At 62.1% G+C, this 18,481-nt stretch carries 14 protein-coding genes; 4 read left to right on the forward strand and 10 right to left on the reverse strand.

Annotation, left to right across the window (positions count from 1 at the left end):
* Window positions 1–28: 28 nt before the first annotated feature.
* The 3 genes from hutU to hutC form a co-directional block, all read right to left on the reverse strand.
* Window positions 29–1,717: a urocanate hydratase gene (gene hutU / locus BM317_RS22170; RefSeq protein ID WP_039592729.1), complete on the reverse strand. Its 1,689-nt coding sequence runs from the start codon at window positions 1,715–1,717 to the stop codon at window positions 29–31.
* Between the two features lie 475 nt (window positions 1,718–2,192).
* Window positions 2,193–2,762 (reverse strand): HutD/Ves family protein, encoded by a 570-nt coding sequence (locus BM317_RS22175; RefSeq protein ID WP_092173425.1) that lies wholly within the window; start codon window positions 2,760–2,762, stop codon window positions 2,193–2,195.
* Window positions 2,759–3,469, reverse strand: coding sequence for a histidine utilization repressor (hutC, locus tag BM317_RS22180; RefSeq protein ID WP_170842365.1), 711 nt, complete (start codon window positions 3,467–3,469; stop codon window positions 2,759–2,761). Before hutC ends, BM317_RS22175 begins: the two co-directional genes overlap by 4 nt.
* A gap of 143 nt (window positions 3,470–3,612) precedes the next feature.
* Between hutC and BM317_RS22185 the strand changes: the two genes are divergently transcribed.
* On the forward strand, window positions 3,613–4,977 hold the full coding sequence (locus tag BM317_RS22185) for a formimidoylglutamate deiminase (RefSeq protein WP_092476244.1): 1,365 nt from the start codon (window positions 3,613–3,615) through the stop codon (window positions 4,975–4,977).
* A 122-nt stretch (window positions 4,978–5,099) separates the two neighbouring features.
* On the opposite strand, the gene BM317_RS22190 is transcribed toward BM317_RS22185, so the two are convergent.
* The gene (locus BM317_RS22190) at window positions 5,100–5,669 is read right to left on the reverse strand and encodes a lipocalin family protein (protein ID WP_060739593.1); all 570 of its coding nucleotides are present in this window, start codon (window positions 5,667–5,669) and stop codon (window positions 5,100–5,102) included.
* 31 nt (window positions 5,670–5,700) lie between these two features.
* On the reverse strand, window positions 5,701–5,955 hold the full coding sequence (locus tag BM317_RS22195) for a hypothetical protein (protein ID WP_003186715.1): 255 nt from the start codon (window positions 5,953–5,955) through the stop codon (window positions 5,701–5,703).
* Window positions 5,956–6,239: 284 nt separating this feature from the next.
* Here BM317_RS22195 and BM317_RS22200 point away from each other — a divergent pair, with 284 nt between their 5' ends.
* The 3 genes from BM317_RS22200 to BM317_RS22210 all read left to right on the forward strand — a co-directional run bounded on the left by BM317_RS22200 (window position 6,240) and on the right by BM317_RS22210 (window position 8,872).
* Window positions 6,240–8,132 carry a methyl-accepting chemotaxis protein gene (locus BM317_RS22200; RefSeq protein ID WP_218190556.1) on the forward strand — a complete coding sequence of 631 codons (1,893 nt, stop codon included), beginning with the start codon at window positions 6,240–6,242 and terminating at the stop codon, window positions 8,130–8,132.
* 138 nt (window positions 8,133–8,270) lie between these two features.
* Window positions 8,271–8,543 (forward strand): type II toxin-antitoxin system Phd/YefM family antitoxin, encoded by a 273-nt coding sequence (locus tag BM317_RS22205; protein ID WP_072459099.1) that lies wholly within the window; start codon window positions 8,271–8,273, stop codon window positions 8,541–8,543.
* Complete coding sequence (locus tag BM317_RS22210; protein WP_092173416.1) at window positions 8,540–8,872, forward strand: type II toxin-antitoxin system RelE/ParE family toxin; 333 nt, start codon at window positions 8,540–8,542, stop codon at window positions 8,870–8,872. Before BM317_RS22205 ends, BM317_RS22210 begins: the two co-directional genes overlap by 4 nt.
* A 7-nt stretch (window positions 8,873–8,879) precedes the next feature.
* On the opposite strand, the gene BM317_RS22215 is transcribed toward BM317_RS22210, so the two are convergent.
* The 5 genes from BM317_RS22215 to BM317_RS22235 all read right to left on the reverse strand — a co-directional run bounded on the left by BM317_RS22215 (window position 8,880) and on the right by BM317_RS22235 (window position 18,462).
* Window positions 8,880–9,476 carry a DUF924 family protein gene (locus tag BM317_RS22215; RefSeq protein WP_092173413.1) on the reverse strand — a complete coding sequence of 199 codons (597 nt, stop codon included), beginning with the start codon at window positions 9,474–9,476 and terminating at the stop codon, window positions 8,880–8,882.
* Between the two features lie 3 nt (window positions 9,477–9,479).
* Window positions 9,480–10,490, reverse strand: a complete 1,011-nt coding sequence (locus BM317_RS22220) for a class 1 fructose-bisphosphatase (RefSeq protein WP_092173410.1) — start codon at window positions 10,488–10,490, stop codon at window positions 9,480–9,482.
* 226 nt (window positions 10,491–10,716) lie between these two features.
* Window positions 10,717–12,102 (reverse strand): DUF3999 domain-containing protein, encoded by a 1,386-nt coding sequence (locus BM317_RS22225; protein WP_092476251.1) that lies wholly within the window; start codon window positions 12,100–12,102, stop codon window positions 10,717–10,719.
* Window positions 12,099–15,722, reverse strand: a complete 3,624-nt coding sequence (locus tag BM317_RS22230; protein ID WP_092476255.1) for a DUF2339 domain-containing protein — start codon at window positions 15,720–15,722, stop codon at window positions 12,099–12,101. The genes BM317_RS22225 and BM317_RS22230 overlap by 4 nt, the downstream gene beginning before the upstream one ends.
* A 289-nt stretch (window positions 15,723–16,011) precedes the next feature.
* The gene (locus BM317_RS22235; RefSeq protein ID WP_092476258.1) at window positions 16,012–18,462 is read right to left on the reverse strand and encodes a glycogen/starch/alpha-glucan phosphorylase; all 2,451 of its coding nucleotides are present in this window, start codon (window positions 18,460–18,462) and stop codon (window positions 16,012–16,014) included.
* Between the last annotated feature and the right edge of the window lie 19 nt (window positions 18,463–18,481).

Here is an 18,481-nt window from a genome sequence, read left to right on the forward strand (position 1 = left end):
GCAAGCCCGCTCCCACAGGGGTTTTGCGTTATTTGCCGGTGATCATCGGCAAGTTCAGCCCCTGTTCCTTGGCGCAATCGATGGCGATCTGGTAACCGGCATCGGCATGGCGCATCACCCCGGTGCCCGGGTCGTTGTGCAGTACGCGAGCAATACGCTCGGCCGCTTCGTCGGTACCGTCGCAGACGATCACCATGCCCGAATGCTGGGAGAAGCCCATGCCGACGCCGCCACCGTGGTGCAACGACACCCAGGTCGCGCCGCTGGCGGTGTTGAGCAAGGCGTTGAGCAGCGGCCAGTCGGAAACGGCGTCGGAGCCATCCTGCATGGATTCGGTTTCACGGTTCGGGCTGGCCACGGAACCGGAGTCCAGGTGGTCGCGACCGATGACAATCGGTGCCGACAATTCACCGCTGCGTACCATCTCGTTGAAGGCCAGGCCCAACTTGGCGCGCTGGCCCAGGCCGACCCAGCAGATACGTGCCGGCAAGCCCTGGAAGCTGATGCGCTCGCGAGCCATGTCCAGCCAGTTGTGCAGGTGAGCGTCGTCGGGGATCAGTTCCTTGACCTTGGCGTCGGTCTTGTAGATGTCCTGGGGGTCGCCGGACAGCGCAGCCCAACGGAACGGGCCGATGCCACGGCAGAACAGCGGACGGATATACGCCGGGACGAAACCAGGGAAATCGAAGGCATTTTCGACGCCCTCTTCCTGGGCCATCTGGCGGATGTTGTTGCCGTAGTCGAAGGTCGGCACGCCCATTTTCTGGAAGGCCAGCATGGCTTTGACGTGGACAGCCATCGATTGCTTGGCGGCCTTCACCACGGCAGCGGGCTCGGTCTTGGCGCGGGCACGGTATTCGTCCCAGGTCCAACCGGCCGGCAGGTAACCGTTGAGGGGATCGTGGGCGCTGGTCTGGTCGGTGACCATGTCCGGGCGCACACCACGACGGACCATTTCCGGCAGGATTTCGGCAGCGTTCCCACACAGTGCGATGGAAATCGCCTTGCCTTCGGCAGTGTATTTCTCGATGCGCGCCAGGGCGTCGTCGAGGTCTTTGGCTTGCTCATCGACGTAGCGGGTTTTCAGGCGGAAATCGATACTGACCTGCTGGCACTCGATGTTCAGCGAACACGCACCAGCCAGGGTCGCGGCCAAAGGTTGTGCACCGCCCATGCCACCCAGACCGGCGGTCAGGACCCAACGGCCCTTGAGGTTGGAGTCGTAGTGCTGGCGACCGGCCTCGACGAAGGTTTCATAAGTGCCTTGGACGATGCCCTGGCTGCCGATGTAGATCCAGCTGCCGGCGGTCATCTGGCCGTACATGGCCAGGCCCTTGGCGTCGAGTTCGTTGAAGTGCTCCCAACTGGCCCAGTGCGGCACCAGGTTGGAGTTGGCGATCAGGACGCGAGGGGCGTTGCTGTGGGTCTTGAACACGCCCACCGGCTTGCCGGATTGCACCAGCAGGGTTTCGTCGTCGTTCAGGTTGGTCAGGCTTTCGACGATCTTGTCGTAGCACTCCCAATTGCGCGCCGCGCGGCCGATGCCACCGTAGACCACCAGTTCCTTGGGGTTCTCGGCCACTTCCGGGTCGAGGTTGTTCATCAGCATGCGCAGCGGCGCTTCAGTCAGCCAGCTCTTGGCGGTCAGCGTGTTACCGCGAGGGGCACGGATTTCAACGTCACGGTATTTTTCGGGTTTGCGGGTAGCGTCGGTCACAGCAAAAACTCCTCAGCGATCAATCCAGACCAGCCCGGGCAGTGGGCAGCGATTTAGCGAACGTTGCGTAGAAGATCGGTGACTCATACGCATACGTCTTTACTTGTATGTACAAGCATATGCAATCAAGCGGCCAACTTGTTGGAGGTGGTGTTCAGAAACGGTTGTGGAATTGGCTGAAAGCCTTGTGATTTCAGGGCTGCTAAGCGGCCTGAAATTTTTCAAGAGGGTTTTCGAGAGGGAAATCGGAGGGTCACAGATGCAGGGTATTGCGCCACGCTGGGGCATTCGGTAACAAATTGGTGCGCAAAGAGGAAACAATGCGTAAGAGCTTTTGTGGCGAGGGGATTTATCCCCGCTGGGCTGCGCAGCAGCCCTATATCCAGACAACTCGGCACATCAGGAAAAACGCAGGGGGTCGCTCCGCGACCCAGCGGGGATAAATCCCCGCGCCACACAGTGAGGGGAGCCGATTTCAGTGAGCCGTCAGCTCAATCACGCAGCATTGACCGTGAGTGGAGACATCCACCAACCCGGTGTTACCGCTCAATTGTAAGCAGTCGTAGAGGCCCAGTCCAACGGCGGACTCACCAATCTTGATGGTCAATCCCGGGGCCGCGCTGAACACCAGCAACGTCCCCGCTTCGCTGAAGAAGCGCTGCTGCCCGCCCACCCACTGCAATCGCGCGCGGTAACGCTGCGGTGCATAGATCAGGTTGAAATCCCGAATGGGGCCGCCCAGCAAGGTGCAATGCACATGGCTCTCGCCGCTGAAGGCAAAGGGGTCCAGCGGGTGCAAAGGCCCCGTGGCCTGGCCATCGACGTTCAGCGTCATACCGTCTCCCTGCAAGACGCTGATGATCCGCTCGTAACCGGCAAACGTGGAAAAACCACCCGACTCGGCAATATCGGCAATGGACAGGCGCCAGCCGAAGCCGTCCAGGCCAGTGCCGGCATCGCGAGTGATTTCCTCGGTGCTGCCACCGCCGTTTTTCCATGGCATGCGTGGGTAATCTGCTGCGCGTAAAACCTTCAACTGGCTCATTTATGAAAGCGCCCTTCCAGACTGTGACGGGAACCCGGATGGATCAGGCGCGCGGCGGTCACCGGCTGGCGCCCGGACCAGGTGCGACGGCGGATCAACAGGCAGGGTTCGCCTCGCTCGATCTGCAGCAGCTTGCACTCGCTCGGCTCGGCCAGAATCGCCTCGACCACATGCTCACCCTCGGTCAGCGGCGCGACCTGGTTCAGATAGGCGTAGGGCGTCTGCAAGGTGAAGTCCTGCTTGAGGTAGTCCGGCGCCACCAGTGCGTTGACGAAACGGTCCTCGATTTGCACAGGGATGTCGTTCTCGAAATGCACGATCAGCGAATGGAACACCTTCTGGCCTTCACGCATGTCCAGGGCCAGGGCTCGCTCGGAACCGGCGGCTTCTTCTTCCAGGGTGATGACCTTGCAGGTGTGGCGATGACCACGGGAGGCGATCTCGTCAGCGATGTTATGCACTTCGAACAACGCGGACTGGCTCTTGGGCTCGGCCACGAACGTGCCGACCCCCTGCATGCGCACCAACAGGCCGTCGGCGGTCATTTCCCGCAGGGCACGGTTGATGGTCATGCGGCTGAAGCCCAACTGGCTGACCAGCTCGCTTTCCGACGGCACGCGGTAATGCGGCGGCCAGTTTCCACTGTCGATCTGTTGGGTGATCATCTGTTTGACGCGGGCGTACAAGGGCGCCGGACTGTCACCCATGTGTGCGGCCAGCGGCGGTTTGGCAGGCGGAGTCGGCACGGCGGTTCCCTGTTCTGCGGATAAGGTTGCTAGCTTGCCGGAGTTTACCGGCCAGGCAAACGTCTGTATATGTATATACAAATTACGCACAATGAGGTTGAACCATGTCCGCCTTCTTTGCCGAACGCGCGCTGTTGCCTAGTGGATGGGCCCATGATCTACGTCTTGAGGTCGATGCCAAGGGCGTCCTGACCCATATCCAGGCCGGTTCCCACGCAGACGGCGCCGAGCGGCTGGGCGGTCCGCTGTTGCCGGGCATGCCGAACCTGCACTCCCATGCCTTTCAACGGGCGATGGCCGGGCTAGCGGAAGTGGCGGGCAATCCCAATGACAGTTTCTGGACCTGGCGCGACTTGATGTACCGCCTCGTCGGAAAAATCAGCCCGGATCAACTCGGCATCATCGCCCGCCAGCTGTACATAGAAATGCTCAAGGCCGGCTACACCTCGGTCGCCGAATTCCATTACGTGCACCATGACACCGACGGCGCACCCTACGCCGACCCGGCGGAGCTGGCCCTGCGCATCAGCCACGCCGCCAGCGCCGCCGGCATCGGCCTGACACTGCTGCCGGTGCTCTACAGCCATTCCGGCTTTGGCGGCCAGGTGCCCAATGACGGGCAACGCCGGTTCATCAACAGCACCGAAAACTACTTGAAGCTTCAGTCACGCTTGCAGCCGGTCCTGGCCGGGCAACCGTCCCAGGCCCTGGGCTTGTGTTTCCACTCGCTGCGCGCCGTGACACCGGGGCAGATCCAGGACGTGCTGGCCGCCAGCGACCGTGATTGCCCGGTGCACATCCACATCGCCGAGCAGCAGAAGGAGGTCGATGACTGCCTGAGCTGGAGCGGCGCCCGCCCGCTGCAATGGCTGTACGAAAACACTGAGGTCGACCAGCGCTGGTGCCTGGTCCATGCCACCCACGCCAACGCCCAGGAAGTCAGCCTCATGGCCAAGAGCCGGGCGATTGCCGGCCTGTGCCTGACCACCGAAGCCAACCTGGGGGACGGGATTTTCCCGGCCGTGGATTTCCTCGCCCAGGGCGGGCGCCTGGGTATCGGTTCCGACAGCCATGTGTCCTTGAGCGTGGTCGAAGAATTGCGCTGGTTGGAATACGGCCAACGGCTGCGTGACCAACGGCGCAACCGCTTGTACCGGACGGATCAGCCGATGGTCGGCCGCACCTTGTTCGACGCAGCATTGGGAGGCGGCGCCCAAGCCCTGGGGCAACCGATCGGCGCCCTCGACATCGGCAAGCGCGCCGACTGGCTGGTGCTCGATGGCAACGACCCATACCTGGCCACGGCCAATGGCGACGGGATTCTCAATCGCTGGTTGTTTGCCGGCGGCGATCGTCAGGTGCGGGATGTGATGGTCGGTGGACGGTGGGTTGTGCGTGATGGGCGTCATGCCGGCGAAGAGGAAAGTGCCCGGGCGTTCACCCAGGTACTGCGCGAACTTCTAGACTGACGCGGATAAAAAAATGTGGGAGCGAGCTTGCTCGCGATGAGGCCTTCACATTCAACACTGAGGTTGGCTGGAAGTCCGTCATCGCGAGCAAGCTCGCTCCCACATGGGTTCTCAGGAGCCGATCAATTCGAAGTCTTGGCCATCTGCCGATCCGACGCGCGCCAGATCAGTCGTGTCGTGTCGTAGCCCTGCTGGCGCGCCTTGCTCAGCAGTTCCTCGCGCACGACGCTATTGACGGTCGGTGTGCGGGACAGCAGCCACATGTAGCGGCGGCTCGGATCGCCGACGATGGCGGTCTTGTAGTCATCGCTGACGTACAGCACCCAATATTGCCCTTTCGCCACGCCCGGCACGATCCGTGAAAACCAGTTATCGAACTCGACCCAGAGCTTGTCGGTCTTGCCCGGCACCTGCGGCGTGGCCGTGCCCCTGGCTTCCTCCCACTGCCAGTCCGAGGTCAGGCAGCGATTGAGCACACCCACGTTGCCGTCTGGCTTGAGGATGTAGTGAGCTTCCGATTGCGCGCAATTGCGCTGGAAATACATGGGCAGGCGGGCCAACTCATACCAGGTCCCTTGGTAACGCTTGAGATTGACGCTGTTGACCGTCTTGGGCGCCAACGGATCCTCGCCAGAAGTGGCGCAGCCGGCCAATACCAGGCCAGCCAAAAGCACAAAAACTAACCGCATCATTATTTTTCTCCCGCAGGCCTCTGGCCTCGGTTTACTTCAGGCCTTGGCCGGAAAACATCAACACTTTGTCACCGGCGTACTGCACGCTGATAAAGCTTTTCTGGTCGCCCCAGGTACAGCTGGACATGCCGAGTGCGCCTGAACAATCGGTCGGTTTCCCCAGCAACGTTTCGACTTCGGCCTTGGGCATGCCAGCCGACAGTTTCGAATAGTTTTCCTGGTTGACCTTGCTGCATGCGGTCAACACGACGCACATAAACAGCAGAGCGATAGATCGCAGCGACATGGTGTAACTCCTGGAACGGAAGGGAGGTGGCAGGGTGCCAACCTGATCCTTAGAAGAGAAAACCCCTATCTGGTTCCCTGACGCCCCCAGTATTTATTGGCTGTGCAGAGGTGTTTCATCGATGAATCACCCGGTTTGTGACGCCATCGTGCCTTTCGTCGGGACTGAGGTCCTGGCGCCTGATGGGCCGGGCTTTTGCGCCGATAAAAAGTCACAGCGCAATATCCTGCGTTATGGCAAATTGACAGCCCTCCCTGACCCGCCCCTTCGCAGTAGTGTTCTTAATGACCAAAAACATGAAATTCAGCCATAAAATCCTGCTGGCTGCCGCCCTCGTGGTGGCCGTCGCATTCACCTGTTTCATCCTGTTCAACGACTATCGTCAACGCCAGAGCCTGCACGCCAGCACCGAGACCTCCATGCAGGAGCTCGGTAACCTGACCAGCCGTAACATCCAGACGTGGGTCGACGGCCGTATCCAGTTGCTGCAGTCGCTGGCCCAGCAGATCGCCGTGGACGGCAACAGTGCCGACAGCCTCAAGCGCGCCGTGGGCCTGCCGGCGTACACCGGCAACTTTCAGCTCAGCTATTTCGGCGGCACCGACGGCGTGATGTTCTCGGTACCGGCCGGCAATCGCGCCGCCGACTACGACCCGCGCGCCCGGGGCTGGTACAAGGCCGCCAACAGCGCACAGCAAACCATCGTCACCGAACCGTACATCGCCGCCTCGTCGGGCAAACTGGTGATCACCGTCGCCACGCCGGTACAGCGCCAGGGGCAGATGATCGGCGTGGCCGGTGCGGACATCGACCTGTCCAGCGTCAGCGCCATCATCAACTCGCTGAACTTCGGCGGCCACGGCCACGCGTTCATCGTCAGCGCCGACGGCAAGATCCTGATCCACCCCGACAGCAAGCGCGTGCTCAAGACCCTGGCCGAGGCCTACCCCAACGGCGCGCCGCAAATCAGCCCGGGGGTAAAGGAAGTCGACCTCGACGGCCAGACCCAATTCATCTCCTTCACCCGCGTCAACGGCGTGCCGGGCGCCGACTGGTACGTGGCGCTGGTGCTCGACAAGGACACCGCCCTGGCGATGCTCAGTGAGTTCCGTACGTCGGCGTTGATCGCCATGGTCATCGCGGTGGTGTTCATCATCGCCCTGCTGGGCATGTTGATCCGCGTGCTGATGCAACCGCTGCTGACCATGGGCCGCGCCATGCATGACATCGCCGAAGGCGAAGGCGACCTGACCCGCCGCCTGGTCATTCACGGCCATGACGAATTCGGCGCACTGGGCACGTCGTTCAACCGCTTTGTCGAACGCATCCACACCTCGATCCGCGAAGTGGCCTCGGCCACCGGCCAGGTCAACGAAGTCGCCTTGCGCGTGGTCAGTGCGTCCAACTCGTCGATGTTCAATTCCGACCAGCAGGCATCACGCACCAGCAGCGTGGCCGCGGCCATCAACCAGCTTGGCGCCGCTGCCCAGGAAATCGCCCAGAACGCCGCCCTCGCCTCGCAACATTCCAGCGAGGCCCGCAACCTGGCCGAAGACGGCCAGCAAGTCGTGGATAAAACCATCGCGGCCATGCAGCAGTTGTCGGCCAAGATCAGCGATTCGTGCGGCAACATCGAAACCCTGAACAGTAATACGGTGAACATTGGCCAGATCCTCGAGGTGATCACCAGCATTTCCCAGCAGACCAACCTGCTCGCCCTGAACGCCGCCATCGAAGCGGCCCGGGCCGGTGAAGCCGGGCGCGGCTTCGCGGTGGTGGCCGATGAAGTGCGCAACCTGGCGCACCGCACCCAGGACTCGGCGCAGCAAGTGCAGAAGATGATCGAAGAGCTGCAAGTCGGCGCACAGGAAGCGGTGCTGACCATGACCGACAGCCAGCGCCAGAGCGAAAGCAGCGTCGGCATCGCCAACCAGGCCGGCGAGCGACTGGGCAGCGTGACCCAGCGGATCGGTGAAATCGACGGCATGAACCAATCCGTGGCGACCGCCACTGAAGAACAGACCGCCGTGGTGGAGTCGATCAACGTCGACATCACCGAGATCAACACGCTGAATCAGGAAGGCGTGGAAAACCTGCAAGCCACCTTGCGGGCCTGTGCCGACCTTGAGCAGCAGGCGGCGCGGTTGAAGCAGTTGGTGGGTAGTTTCCGGATCTAGCGCTTTCAAGGGCCCCATCGCGAGCAAGCTCGCGATGGGGTGTGTCAGCCTACGAAAACAGACACTTGGTCAGCGCTACCTGACTCAAGACTGAATTAAGACTAAACTCAGTCCATTCAATCTTTCGAGGCTTACGCCATGAAGCTGTCATCCCAAATCAAACCCATCAGCTATTTGAAAAGCCACACCGCTGAAATCGTAAAGACCATCACTGAGAGTAGAGAGCCTTTGATCATCACCCAAAACGGTGAAGCCAAGCTCGTAGTCATGGATGTAAAAAGTTTCGAAGAGCAAGAAGACACCATGGCGCTATTGAAGCTGTTGGCTATGGGCAACCGGGAAATTGAAGAAGGTAATTTTCGGGATGTTGAGGATGTCTTCACTGAGCTGGACAGGGCTGACACTCAATGAGCTTAAAGGTTGTCATCCTTCAATCGGCCGAAACAGATCTTAAAGAGCTCCGCGTTTATCTAATCGAGCGGTTTTCTTCTCAAACATGGCAAAACACCTATGCCAGTCTGAAAGCAGCGATCCGCCATCTAGCAACACTGCCTTATGCGGGATCGATCCCGGAAGAAATCGAAAGGCTTAATCTCGGTCAATATCGACAGATCCTTTCAGGAATGAATAGGATCATTTATGAAGTGCGAGGCCAAACGGTCTACATCCACATCATTGCCGACAGCCGCAAGAGCTTGCCCGCGTTGCTAATGAAACGCTTGCTTCGAAGCGACTCTTAGAACTTCGCTAAAATCGCGACCCAGGCCTGTTCAAAAACTCGATTTCCTCAGCGGTGGACTCGCGCCCCAATACCGCATTGCGATGGGGGAACCGTCCAAACCGGGCAATGATCTTCTGGTGCCGCTCGGCATAGTCCAGGTTGTCTTCAAACACCGCCCGTTCCGCCTCCGGTTGCTCTCGGACCAGGTCGATAAACCGCGACACGGCTTCGTTCTGCACCGCCAGGTTTTCGCAGTGTTCGAGTACCAGGTAGATGAAGACGCGCTGGATCGGTTTGAGTTGCCGGTCGAAACCCGCCGCCAGGCCTTGAGCCACCAACGCTTGGGCACGCAGGTCGCCGGAAAAAGCCTTGGGGGTGTCGCGAAAGATCATCCGCGGGAGTTGATCGAGCAGCAGCACCAGGGCCAGCCAACCTTCCGGGCGTTGCGCCCAGTCGGTCAATCCGCCGGCCAGTGCCTGCTCGACCCGATCGCCGAAGCGCTCTTGCGCCTGGCGATCATGGCCTTTGCCGAACCACAGCTTGCCCCTGTCAGCCGATACTTCGTCCGGTGTCTTGGCTGCACCAAACCACCAATCGAGCAACGGCTGCCAAGGCTCGGCCATGATTTACTCCTTGTGGTAAGCCGTGGCGCGAGCCACTTCTTCCTTCGAACCGAGGAACACGGCCACGCGCTGGTGCAGACCTTCAGGCTTGATATCGAGAATGCGCTGGTGACCGTCGGTGGAAGCACCGCCCGCCTGCTCCACCAGGAACGACATCGGGTTGGCTTCGTACATCAGGCGCAGCTTGCCCGGCTTGGACGGCTCGCGGCTGTCGCGCGGGTACATGAACAAGCCGCCACGGGTCAGGATCCGGTGCACGTCGGCAACCATCGCGGCGACCCAGCGCATGTTGTAGTTCTTCTTCAGCGGGCCTTCTTCGCCTGCCAGCAATTCTTCGACGTAGCGTTTCACCGGGGCTTCCCAGTGACGCTGGTTGGACATGTTGATGGCGAATTCCTGGGTGGATTCAGGAATGGTGATGTCTTCGTGGGTCAGTACGAAACTGCCCATCTCACGGTCCAGGGTGAAGCCCTTGACGCCGTCACCCAGGGTCAGCACCAGCATGGTCTGAGGGCCGTAGATGGCATAACCGGCGGCGACCTGCTCGGTGCCCGGCTGCAGGAAGGCCTTTTCATTCAGGGCTTCATTCTGGCTCAAGTACTCGTTCGGGCAGCGCAGTACCGAGAAGATGGTGCCCACCGGCGCGTTGATGTCGATGTTCGACGAACCGTCCAGTGGGTCGAACACCAGCAGGTAGGCACCCTTGGGGTATTTGCCCGGGATCTGGTAGGCATTGTCCATTTCCTCGGACGCCATGCCGGCCAGGTGACCGCCCCATTCGTTGGCTTCGAGGAGGATTTCGTTGGACAGCACGTCGAGCTTCTTCTGCACTTCACCCTGCACGTTTTCGGTGCCCATGCTGCCCAGGACACCACCCAACGCGCCCTTGGAAACGGCGTGGCTGATTTCCTTGCACGCACGCGCCACCACTTCGATCAGAAAGCGCAGATCGGCAGGGGTGTTGTTGCTACGGGTCTGCTCAATCAAATAGCGACTCAAGGTAACGCGGGACATGGACGGCTCCGAAGAATAGGGGGCGGAAAAACCAGCGCAGTTTAGCGCGAGTCGGGACTTAATTCCTCCTATGAGACGGGGAATGGAGGATTGAGTTCATATCCGAGCCTGCCAACCTGCGTAGGAGCTGTCGAGCGAAGCGAGGCTGCGATCTTTTGATCTTGATCTTTCACCCAAGATTCAATTGTCTGGGACAAGATCGCAGCCTCGCTTCGCTCGACAGCTCCTACGGGGATTTGACCGGCGGCTTGCGAAGCAGGCTGAACGCCATCGCCGCGAGGAACAGCACGCTCAGCAGCAACACCGCCCACAAGCCGATTTTCTTCCAGTTGGTATCGACCGTCGCAGGCGCGGTGGCGGTTGCAGGGGTCGCAGTTGGCGTCGACGTGGCCGCGCCGTTCACCGTCGCCGTCCCCAGCGTCGCCAGGCGCGACGGCTTGTAATCAGGCACCAGCGTGCTCAATGGCAAGTTGGCCGCTTTGACTGTCGCGCTGCCCAGCGCCAGGCGGTAAGGCCCTTCGCCCCGCGCCAGGAACACCACCTGGGTCGGGCGCACGGCAAAGCGCAGGGCCGGGGCTTCGGTTCCCAGCCCGCCGCCACGTTCGTCCACGGTCAGTTTCAACTGCTGCACGGTCTGGCCGGACAGTTGCAATTGGTTTTGCAGCACATCCTGGCCGTTCTGGGTCAGGCGATAGAGCAAGCCACTGCCCAGTGGTTGCCACGGATGGCTGCTTTCACGGCGACCGGCCAGGGTCACCGGCGCCAGGCTGTTGGCCTGGCTCAGTTCGACCTGCACTTGCTCGATGTTCAGCCCCATGGGCAACTGCCAGGTGTATTCACCGGCCTTCGTCGTGCTGCCGGCCAACGGTTGCGACCAGACCAGCGGCAACGGCAGGCTTTCGCGGCTGGCGCTGTGCAGTTGGGCCGAGGTCAGCACCGGCGCGGAGGACGGCGAATCCCACAGCAACCGCAGATAGCGCGCCGGTTGCCCCGGCAGGTTCACTTCATGCTGCTCGACCCGCTCATCGGCAAAGGTCAAGCGCGCCACCTGGCCTTCACCCCAGGATTGCCAGCGCTGCAAGTCGTCACTGGCTTCGATGGTGAACCGCTGGAAGCCGTCGCGCTCGCTGGTCCAGTCGAGGATCAACTGCTGCAGCGGTGCCTTGATCGCGCTGGCATCCAACAACCAACCGCGCAGCTCCTCCTCCCCCGCTTCGAGCCGACTCGATGGCTGGACTTCCACCAGCGTGCCATTGGCGTTCGACTGCACACGTACGCTGGGCGCGCGCTCGTGGTCATCAGCGGCGTTGTACAGCGGGAACCACTTCACGTCGGTAAGGGTGCGGCTTTCCCGGCTCTGGGCCGACTCGCGCACCAAGGCGTAGGCCTGGGCCTGGCCGGCGGCGTTGAAGACGCGCAGGTCGCTCAGGTCGGTCTGCCGCGCCTGCAATTGCACGTCCAGTGGCAACGGCAGGCGATACCACGGCCCTTCGCCGCTCAGGGCCAACGGCACTTGATGGGCGAAATCCGCCGGTTGCTCCTGGGCCGTAGCTGACAACGCCACCCACAATCCAACCACGCCCAGCCCGATCCGATTCAACTTGCGACTCAAGATGACACTCCCTCACTGACAGGCATAGGCGGCTCATCCTGGGCGACCGTCTCCGGGCGCTTGGGCGGCAGCGGCGCGAAGTAGCCCACCACCAATAGCAATACACCCACGCCGATGAACGACACGATCCGCGCCAGACCGCCACGGTTACTCAATTCGACAAAGAACAGCTTGGCCACGACCACGGCGATCAACGCCGCACCGATCAGCCACACTTCACGGCGATGACGCAGATGCCCACCGATCATCAGGCCCAGGGCGATCAAGGTCCAGACAATGGACAACCCGGCCTGCACGAACATCGATTCGAGCAGCGCGTCCAACTCGTATGGCACCCCCATCCACTGGTGGGCCGTGCGCATCACCAGGGCGGTGAAGAACGCGAACAGCGACACACCGGCGATCAACTGGGCGATGTGCCCGATGCGATTCCAACGGTTCGTCGATTGCTCCACGGCGTTGCGAGCCCACACATAGATACCGAACAAGGCGAACAGCAGGCCCAGCTCCAAGGGGTTGAGCAACGGTACATAAGGCAGTGGCTCTGAGTTGCCATCACTGAAGGTGTTGGTCAGCCAGAACCAACCGAGCATCAACAGCGCCATGGGCGCCGCCGCATAGACACGATATTCCCGTGGTTGTGCCGAAACCGGCCATGGCAAGGTACGCGGCGTGGCCATTAGCACCAGATAAAGACCTGGCAGGATCGCCCAGGCCAGCCAGCGCCAAGCGTTGTACTGCTCGGACAGCAACAGCAGGCCATAACGCAACTCCAGCATCAATACCGCCATCAGCAACCAGCACCCGAGTACGTGGGCCGTACTGCGCGCCCGGGCCGGCAGCATCTGCGCCAGGCGCTTGAGCGAGAGGAAATGCACGGCAAATACCGCCAACCAGGCCAGCCAGCCGAAATTCGCGGCCGGGTGATAGTGGCTGTGCCCCGTCGCCACCAATACGCAGCCCGCCGCCGGGATCAACAGGGTGCACAGCAGCCCCAGCGCCGGCCACTTCAACCGCAGCGACAAAAGGCTCCACACCGCCACGCTGATGGCCGCGACCAACAACAGCAAGCTGCCTTGCAGGTTCGCCGGGGCAAAACGCAGCACTTCGCTGACCCACGCCAGCGCCCACCAACCCGCGCCCCAGATCAGCAACAGCTCGGACAGGCGCTGCAAGCTCAAGGCGTCCAGTTCCTGCGCCGCGTGCGCCCGTTGCAGGCGCCATGCGCCCACCAGCGCTGCCAGCCCCAGGACCAGCGGCGTCCAGAACCCGCTGTGGGCCAGGGGTCGCAGGTCCTCGGCATTGAGCGGCCCCAACAGTGCTGGCCCCGCCATCAGGAACGACGCGCCGCCGAGCAGTTGCAACAGCAGACCGAAGACAAAGCTCACGCGCTGTTTCAGGTACAGGCTCAGCCAGATGATCAACAGCCCGCTGGCCGCCCACACCCCGCTCGCGGTTTGCCAGGGCAGGACGAACAGCACCGCGAGATTGATCAGCACCAGCCCCGCCAGCAGCACCACCGACAAGCCGCGCAGCAACCGGACATCGTTGCGCACCATGTCGTCACGCGCCGCCAGCAACATGCCGCCGATCAATGCCAGACCGATCAGAGAAGCACTGACCAAACCGCTCCAGCCCGCGCTGAACACCGCCGCCGAATCGCCCTCGGCGCCTTGCAGGCGCAACAGGAACAGTGCGCCGCCGAGCAATTGCACCGCGAACGCGGTGAACAGGAAGCTGCGCGATTGCAGGCGTAGACCGACAAACAACGTCGCCAATCCGGCCAGGGCCCAGGCGATGGCCGTGCCGTGGGTGAAAAAGAACAACGGTGCCAGCAGATAGAGGAAGCTCAAGCCCAGCACCGCCAGCACCGCCAGGCCTTGGCGCTCCCAAGCCGCCGTGTGTTCAGGGGCTGCCTTGCGCAGTTGGTAGAACGTGAACAGCAAAGCGCCGCCGAGCATCAACGCCCCCAACGGTGAGCCGTCGAGCAGGCTGCTTTCGCCAGATCGCAATTCGCTGAGGAAGGCCAGCGCCGAACCCAATTGCAGCAGCAAAGCAAAGGCTCGTGCGAAAGGTCGTTGCTGACGCAGGCCCAGCCAGAAGATCCCCGCGCCCTCCACGGCCCAGGCCGCGGCGGTCCAACGGGCGTCGAGCCCCAACGGGATTGCCAGGCTGGAAAAAATCACCCCCAGGGCCAGGCAGGTTTCCGCCAACAGCAGGGCGCGGCCGCCCATCAATAGCCGCGCCAGGCCCATGTAGATCATGCCCAGGGCCAGGGCGCTGAAGGCGGCGGCAAACTCCAGGTGCTGCACCAACGCGAACTGCAAGCCGAAGCCCACCAGCGGCGGGGCGAACAGCATGCTGCCGTCCACGTAATCGCCCTTGCGCGCCGACCAGCGCAACAACGCGTCGCGGCTGCCGTCTTCGGGGGCATCGCTCATTTCCAGCAGCTTGCGGCGGGTGAACAGCAAACCAATCGCCAGGTAGATGAGGAAGAACAGGATCAGGAACGGCTCGGTGCTCCAGAGCAGTTCTGGCGTATAGGAACGCAGGCCCCAGGCAAAACCGATGCCGAAGGTGCCGACGAAACCGATCAGGTTGAGCAGGCGCCAGGCCTTGAACCAGGCTATCGCGAGGATGCCGGCATTGAGCAGGATGAAATAGCTGAACAGCGCGACGTGGTTGCCGCTGCCGGTGGAGGTCAGGATCGGCGCGGCAAACCCGCCCAGGGCCGCCGCCGCAGCCAGGCCCAGGGCATTCTGGGTAACCGCCAGGATCGCCGAGAACACCGTCACCGCCACCAGCAAGCCCAGGGCCGCCTTGGAGTCGAGCAACGGATGCAGGCGCATGGCGGCGAACACCGTCAGGTACAACACGGCGATCCCGGTGCCCTGGAGCATCAGCGCATAACTGTTGTTGCGCTGGCGCAACCACCAGCCCAGGCCCAACAGGCCCAGCGCACTGGCCGCGACGCCGGCGTAACGCAACTCGATCGGCACCACCATGCCTTCGGTGGCATAGCGCAGCAGGAACGCCAGGCCGAGGAACAACAAGACCACGCCGACCCGTAGCACCGTATTGCCGCCGAACAGCCAGTTGCGCGCGCCGATGATGGCGCGGTCGAACAGATTCGGACCACGTGGGGCCGCCGGCTCCGCCACCATCGGCTCCAGAGGCAGAGGGGCAAAATCGCGCTCGGCACGCCGACTGGACGGCTCTGGCGCGGGTTTCCAAATGTCATCGGGCAACGGCTGGCTGGCCTGGGTGGCCATCGCGGGAGCGGGTTCGAGGTCTGGCGGCAATTCCCAGACGAGCTCCGGTTCGGTGCGCGTTGCGGGCTTCGCGGCCTGGGGCACGACAATCTCGGGCGCGGGGGCCGGATCGCTCGGCTCGGCCACCTTGCCGCGTTCGAGTACCGCCAGGCGGGCCTCCAACGTGAGCAAGCTCTGCTGGGCCTCTTGCAACAAGATCTGTTGCTTGGCCGCCTGGACACCCAGGCGCCCCAATCGAAACGCCTGGGCAATGCCAAGCCCCACCAACGCGCCTATCAGCGCATCGGCGAACGACTCGTCCACCACCCAGCCGAGTGCCAAGCCCAACAACGTCAAGATCCATTGCATGGTTGATATCCCTAAGCGGCCCGTTGCGGGCATGACCGGGGTGATGCGATGCCTGGATCAGTCTAGTGCCCCCCCAAACCCTGTGGGAGCGGGCTTGCTCGCGATAGCGGCATGACAGACACCTTAAGGTTGACTGATACACCGCTATCGCGAGCAAGCTCGCTCCCACATTGGAATGTTGGCGCTGCCAATTGCTGAGTCCGGCCACACCGCCCGGCGAAACTGGCGCTTAGTATATCGACGAAGCCCAACCGCCGTTGGGCTTCGCTCACATTTCTTGCAGCAAATGCTACTCCAGGGCTTTCCAGATATCGGTGGCGTATTCACGGATGGTCCGGTCCGAGGAGAACCAGCCCATGCGCGCGGTGTTGAGCACCGCCGAACGCCACCACTGCTTGTCGTCGTGCCAACGCTCTTCGACCTTGGCCTGGGCGTTCCAGTACGAGTCGAAATCGGCACAGACCAGGAAGCGGTCGTAGTCCACCAGCGAGTCGACAAGGCCGGCGTAGCGCATCGGATCATCCGGCGAGAACACCCCGCCGCGAATCGCCTGCAATACATCGTTCAGGCGATGGGAGGCGGCGATGTCCGGCGCAGCGCTGAACTCACCGTTTTGCTTGCGCGCTTCCACTTGTTCAGCCGTCAGGCCGAAAATGAACATGTGCTCGCCACCGACGCGCTCATGCATCTCCACGTTGGCGCCGTCCATGGTACCGATGGTCAGCGCGCCATTGAGGCCGAACTTCATGTTGCTGGTGCCCGACGCTTCGAAACCGGCCGTGGAAATCTGCTCAGACAGGTCCGCCGCCGGAATGATGCTTTCGGCCAGGCTGACGTTGTAGTTGGGCAGGAACACCACTTTGAGCAAACCACGCACGGTCGGGTCGTTGTTCACCACCCGGGCGATGTCGTTGGTCAACTTGATGATCAGCTTGGCCTGGTGGTAACTGGCGGCGGCCTTGCCGGCGAAAATCTTCACCCGTGGCACCCAGTCCACTTCCGGCTCGGCGCGAATCGCCTGGTACAACGCCACGGTGTGCATCAGGTTGAGCAACTGGCGCTTGTATTCGTGGATCCGCTTGACCTGCACGTCGAACATCGCCGCCGGGTTCACGGCAATGCCCAGTCGTTCGTGGATCAGGTAAGCCAGGGCTTTCTTGCTGTGCAGGCGCTGCTCGGCGAACTGCTTGCGAAACGCCGGCTTGTCGGCAAACGGTTCCAGTTCGATCAGGCGCTCCTCGGGATTGTCGAGCACGCTCGGGCCGAGGGCGTCGACCATCATCGAGGTCAATTCGGCGTTGGCCTGAAACAACCAGCGGCGGAAGGTGATGCCGTTGGTCTTGTTGTTGATCCGATCCGGATAGAGCTTGTGCAGCTCGGAGAACACCGTGCTGCGCATCAGTTGGGTGTGCAACCCGGACACGCCGTTGACGCTGTGGGAACCAAGGAACGCCAGGTTACCCATGCGCACCCGGCGGCCGTTGTCCTCTTCGATCAGCGAAACCGAGCGCAGCACGTCGAAATCGTGCACGCCTTTGGCCCGCAGCGAATCGATGTGCTGGGCGTTGATCAGGTAGATGATCTGCATGTGCCGGGGCAACATGCGCTCCATCAGCCCCACCGGCCAGGTCTCCAGGGCTTCGGGCAGCAGTGTGTGGTTGGTGTAGGACAGCGTGTCCTGGGTGATCTGCCAGGCCGCATCCCAGGCCACGTCATAGACATCCACCAGTTGCCGCATCAGCTCGGCCACGGCGATGGACGGGTGCGTGTCGTTGAGCTGGATCGCCGCGTGATCGCCCAGGGTCAGCACCGAGGTGTGCATGTTGCGATGGCGGCGCAGCAAGTCCTGCAACGAAGCGGCGACAAAGAAATACTCCTGGCGCAGGCGCAGTTCCTGGCCGGCTTCGGTGCTGTCGGCCGGATAGAGCACACGGGAAATACTTTCGGCCCGGGCCACTTCCGCCACCGCGCCCAAGTGGTCACCAGCATTGAAGCGTTCCAGATGCAGGTCTTCCATGGCCCGGGCGCGCCACAACCGCAGGGTGTTGACGCTGGCACCGCGCCAACCCACCACCGGCGTGTCGTAGGCGATGGCCCGCACGGTTTCAGCCGGGGACCAGACTTGTCGGGTCTTGCCGGCGTCATCGGTCACGGTCTCGACGCTGCCTCCAAAGCCGATCGGGTAGACCACCTCTGGCCGCTCGAACTCCCAGGGGTTGCCGAAGTCCAGCCAATGCTCGGTCTGCTCCTGCTGCCAGCCGTCGACGATCGCCTGGCGGAACAAGCCGTGCTCATAGCGAATGCCGTAGCCATGGCCGGCGATGCCCAGTGTGGACATGCTTTCCATGAAGCACGCCGCCAAGCGACCAAGGCCACCGTTGCCCAGCGCCGCATCGGGTTCGAGCAGGCGGATGCGCTCCAGGTCCACGCCCAGCTCGGTCAGGGCCTCGCGCGCAGTGTCCAGCAGGCCGAGGTTGCTCAGGCTGTCGTAGAGCAAGCGGCCGATGAGGAATTCCAGGGAGAGGTAATAGACGCGCTTCTGGCCCTTGCGGTAGATCTGCCGCGTGTGGTCCATCCAGTGTTCGACCATGTGGTCGCGGGCGGCCAGGGCAATGGCTTCGAACCAATCGTGATCAAACGCATGATCCGGGTCCTTGCCGACGGCGTAAGTGAGCTTGGTCAACACAGCGTCGCGAAATGCAGCGACTTCAGCTTCGCGAACAAGTGGTTCTTGAGTCATTGATGAGACCTCGAACGAG

Origin of the sequence: Pseudomonas sp. NFACC24-1 (genome assembly GCF_900115235.1) — a bacterium.
GTDB lineage: Bacteria > Pseudomonadota > Gammaproteobacteria > Pseudomonadales > Pseudomonadaceae > Aquipseudomonas > Aquipseudomonas fluorescens_AA.

Coding starts and splice junctions, on each gene's coding strand:
- BM317_RS22175 (WP_092173425.1), bottom strand. CDS start 2,762: ATGAGCCAGTTGAAGGTTTTACGCGCAGCAGATTACCCACGCATGCCA.
- hutC (WP_170842365.1), bottom strand. CDS start 3,469: ATGGGTGACAGTCCGGCGCCCTTGTACGCCCGCGTCAAACAGATGATC.
- BM317_RS22185 (WP_092476244.1), top strand. CDS start 3,613: ATGTCCGCCTTCTTTGCCGAACGCGCGCTGTTGCCTAGTGGATGGGCC.
- BM317_RS22190 (WP_060739593.1), bottom strand. CDS start 5,669: ATGATGCGGTTAGTTTTTGTGCTTTTGGCTGGCCTGGTATTGGCCGGC.
- BM317_RS22195 (WP_003186715.1), bottom strand. CDS start 5,955: ATGTCGCTGCGATCTATCGCTCTGCTGTTTATGTGCGTCGTGTTGACC.
- BM317_RS22200 (WP_218190556.1), top strand. CDS start 6,240: ATGACCAAAAACATGAAATTCAGCCATAAAATCCTGCTGGCTGCCGCC.
- BM317_RS22205 (WP_072459099.1), top strand. CDS start 8,271: ATGAAGCTGTCATCCCAAATCAAACCCATCAGCTATTTGAAAAGCCAC.
- BM317_RS22210 (WP_092173416.1), top strand. CDS start 8,540: ATGAGCTTAAAGGTTGTCATCCTTCAATCGGCCGAAACAGATCTTAAA.
- BM317_RS22215 (WP_092173413.1), bottom strand. CDS start 9,476: ATGGCCGAGCCTTGGCAGCCGTTGCTCGATTGGTGGTTTGGTGCAGCC.
- BM317_RS22220 (WP_092173410.1), bottom strand. CDS start 10,490: ATGTCCCGCGTTACCTTGAGTCGCTATTTGATTGAGCAGACCCGTAGC.
- BM317_RS22230 (WP_092476255.1), bottom strand. CDS start 15,722: ATGCAATGGATCTTGACGTTGTTGGGCTTGGCACTCGGCTGGGTGGTG.
- BM317_RS22235 (WP_092476258.1), bottom strand. CDS start 18,462: ATGACTCAAGAACCACTTGTTCGCGAAGCTGAAGTCGCTGCATTTCGC.